4 protein-coding genes and 1 pseudogene are annotated in these 3,388 nt (G+C 50.6%); all 5 read left to right on the plus strand.

Annotation, left to right across the window (positions count from 1 at the left end):
* On the plus strand, window positions 1–197 hold a 197-nt coding region (locus tag DFR77_RS12410), incomplete at its 5' end, for a pilin (RefSeq protein WP_146778618.1).
* A 492-nt stretch (window positions 198–689) separates the two neighbouring features.
* Entirely contained in the window at window positions 690–1,613 is a 924-nt protein-coding gene (gene lpxC, locus DFR77_RS12415; RefSeq protein ID WP_003687007.1) for a UDP-3-O-acyl-N-acetylglucosamine deacetylase, read from the plus strand.
* Between the two features lie 105 nt (window positions 1,614–1,718).
* Complete coding sequence (locus tag DFR77_RS12425) at window positions 1,719–2,129, plus strand: pilin (RefSeq protein WP_170123235.1); 411 nt, start codon at window positions 1,719–1,721, stop codon at window positions 2,127–2,129.
* A gap of 543 nt (window positions 2,130–2,672) precedes the next feature.
* On the plus strand, window positions 2,673–2,816 hold the full coding sequence (locus DFR77_RS12440) for a large pilS cassette protein (protein WP_113852158.1): 144 nt from the start codon (window positions 2,673–2,675) through the stop codon (window positions 2,814–2,816).
* Between the two features lie 368 nt (window positions 2,817–3,184).
* Window positions 3,185–3,388, plus strand: a pseudogene (gene pilE, locus DFR77_RS12445) (fimbrial major subunit PilE); the annotation flags it as partial.

The following is a 3,388-nucleotide window of genomic DNA, read 5'->3' on the forward strand; positions in this document are numbered from 1 at the left end:
GCGTAAACAAAGAAATCAAAGGCAAAAGACTCTCCCTGTGGGCCAAGCGTCAAGACGGTTCGGTAAAATGGTTCTGCGGACAGCCGGTTACGCGCACCGGCGACAACGACGACACCGTTGCCGACGCCAAAGACGGCAAAGAAATCGACACCAAGCACCTGCCGTCAACCTGCCGCGATACGTCAATGACAAATTAGGCCTTAAATTTCAAACAAATCAAGCGGTAAGTGATTTTCCACGGCCGCCCGGATCAACCCGGGCGGCTTGTCTTTTAAGGGTTTGCAAGGCGGGCGGGGTCGTCCGTTCCGGTGGAAATAATATATCGATTGCGCTTCAAGGCCCTGCATGTGCCTCATTGCCACCCGTTTAAACACGGTTTTTATCTGACAGGCGCGCAATCCGCCCACTCATTTGCCGAACAAGCGGTCCGGATTCCCGCCCGCGCGGGAATGACGGGATGTATAGTGAATTAAATTTAAACCAGTACGGCGTTGCCTCGCCTTTTCGTACTATCCGTACTGTCCGCGGCTTCGCCGCCTTGTCCTGATTTTCGTTAATCCGCCATACATTTTCATGCGGCTTACGTGTTGGAAACGGATACATTGGCAAATACTATTGAAAAACATAGCCTGTTTTTCCGGTTTTATCGTATTATTCCGAAACTTACCCCATTGATAAGGAAGCGGTTTATGCTGCAAAGAACTTTGGCGAAATCCATCGGCGTTACCGGAGTCGGGCTGCATTCGGGCGAACGCGTCGCGCTGACCCTGCACCCTGCGCCTGAAAACAGCGGGATTTCCTTCCGCCGCACCGATTTGGACGGCGAGATGGGCGAACAAATCAAGCTGAACCCTTATTTGATCAACGATACCCGCCTTTCATCCACCATCGTTACCGACAAAGGCCTGCGCGTCGGCACCATCGAACACATCATGTCCGCACTGTCCGCCTACGGCATCGACAATGCGCTGATTGAGTTGAACGCGCCCGAAATCCCGATTATGGACGGCTCCAGCCTGCCGTTTATTTACCTCCTGCAAGATGCGGGCGTTGTAGACCAAAAGGCGCAAAAGCGTTTTTTGAAAATCCTCAAACCCGTCGAAATCAAAGAAGCGGGCAAATGGGTCCGATTTACGCCGTATGACGGTTTTAAGGTAACGCTGACCATCGAATTCGACCATCCTGTTTTCAACCGCAGCCCGCCTACGTTTGAAATTGATTTCGCCGGCAAATCCTACATCGGCGAAATCGCGCGCGCGCGCACTTTCGGCTTTATGCACGAAGTGGAAATGATGCGCGCCCACAATCTCGGCTTAGGCGGCAATTTGAACAACGCCATCGTGATTGGCGACACGGATGTCCTGAATCCTGAAGGCTTGCGCTATCCCGATGAGTTTGTGCGCCACAAAATCCTCGACGCCATCGGCGATTTGTATATCGTCGGACATCCGATTGTCGGCGCGTTTGAAGGCTACAAATCGGGACACGCCGTCAACAACGCCCTTTTGCGCGCAGTTTTGGCAGACGAAACGGCTTACGAATGGGTGGAATTTGCCGACAGCGATGATTTGCCCGACGCATTTCACGAGCTGAACATCAGAAATTGCGGATAACGCCCCCTTTTCCAAACAAATGCCGTCAAACAGATGCCGTCATTCCCGCGAAAGCGGGAATCCGGAACGCAAAATCTAAAGAAACCGTTTTCCCGATAAGTTTCCGTGCCGACAGACCCGGATTCCCGCCTGCGCGGGAATGACGAAGCCATCCTTTTGGCCGAAGGTCAAAAATCAGCCGTTACCGAGTATTACCTGAATCACGGCAAATGGCCATCCGACAATAGTGCCGCCGGCGTGGCATCCTCCGCCACCGACATCAAAGGCAAATATGTTAAAAGCGTTACGGTCGCAAACGGCGTCGTTACCGCCCAAATGAAACCAAGCGGCGTAAACAAAGAAATCCAAGGCAAAAAACTCTCCCTGTGGGCCAAGCGTGAAAACGGTTCGGTAAAATGGTTCTGCGGACAGCCGGTTACGCGCGGCGCCGACACCGTTACCGACGTTGCCGACACCGGCATCGACACCAAGCACCTGCCGTCAACCTGCCGCGATAAGGCATCTGATGCCACCTAAGGCAAATTAGGCCTTAAATTTCAAATAAATCAAACGGTAAGTGATTTTCCACGGCCGCCCGGATCAACCCGGGCGGCTTGTCTTTTAAGGGTTTGCAAGGCGGGCGGGGTCGTCCGTTTCGGTGGAAATAATATACCCGCGCGCAAGTTTCCGAAGCCATCCTTTTGGCCGAAGGTCAAAAAAAGGTCAAAAATCAGCCGTTGCCGGGTATTGCCCGAATCACGGCATATGGCCGGAAAACTTCGTCATTCCCGCGAAAGCGGGAATCCAGTCCGTTCAGTTTCGGTCATTTCCGATAAATTCCTGTTGCTTTTCATTTCTAGATTCCCGCCTGCGCGGGAATGACGGCGGAGCGGTTTCCGTTGCTCCCGATAAATTCCTAAAACTTAAAATTTCATCATTCCTACAAGGACAGAAAACCAAAAACAGAAACCTAAAATTCGTCATTCCCGCAAAAGCGGGAATCTAGCCTTGTCGGCACGGAAACTTATCGGGTAAAAAGGTTTCTCCGGTCCTGAGTCCTGGATTCCCACTTTCGTGGGAATGACGGGATTTAATGATGCCGCCGGCAACGAAAAAATCGACACCAAGCACCTGCCGTCAACCTGCCGCGATGAATCATCTGCCGGTTGCACGAAACACCTCACGCCGATTTCAAATGCTTTCCAAGAAAACGGAGCTTTTTAAAAAATAAAAAATTCCCCACCCAACCCACCCTATTCTAACGCGTAAATTCAAAAATCTCAAATTCCGACCCAATCAACACACCCGATACCCCATGCCAATAAAAAAGTAACGAAAATCGGCACTAAAACTGACAATTTTCGACACTGCCGCCCCCTACTTCCGCAAACCACACCCACCTAAAAGAAAATACAAAATAAAAACAATTATATAGAGATAAACGCATAAAATTTCACCTCAAAACATAAAATCGGCACGAATCTTGCTTTATAATACGCAGTTGTCGCAACAAAAAACCGATGGTTAAATACATTGCATGATGCCGATGGCGTAAGCCTGAGGCATTTCCCCTTCCAATTAGGAGTAATTTTATGAATACCCTTCAAAAAGGCTTTACCCTTATCGAGCTGATGATTGTGATCGCCATCGTCGGCATTTTGGCGGCAGTCGCCCTTCCGGCATACCAAGACTACACCGCCCGCGCGCAAGTTTCCGAAGCCATCCTTTTGGCCGAAGGTCAAAAATCAGCCGTTACCGAGTATTACCTGAATAACGGCGAATGGCCGGAAAACAAC

Origin of the sequence: Neisseria gonorrhoeae, from assembly GCF_003315235.1 — a bacterium.
Classification (GTDB): domain Bacteria; phylum Pseudomonadota; class Gammaproteobacteria; order Burkholderiales; family Neisseriaceae; genus Neisseria; species Neisseria gonorrhoeae.

Coding starts and splice junctions, on each gene's coding strand:
- lpxC (WP_003687007.1), top strand. CDS start 690: ATGCTGCAAAGAACTTTGGCGAAATCCATCGGCGTTACCGGAGTCGGG.
- DFR77_RS12440 (WP_113852158.1), top strand. CDS start 2,673: ATGACGGGATTTAATGATGCCGCCGGCAACGAAAAAATCGACACCAAG.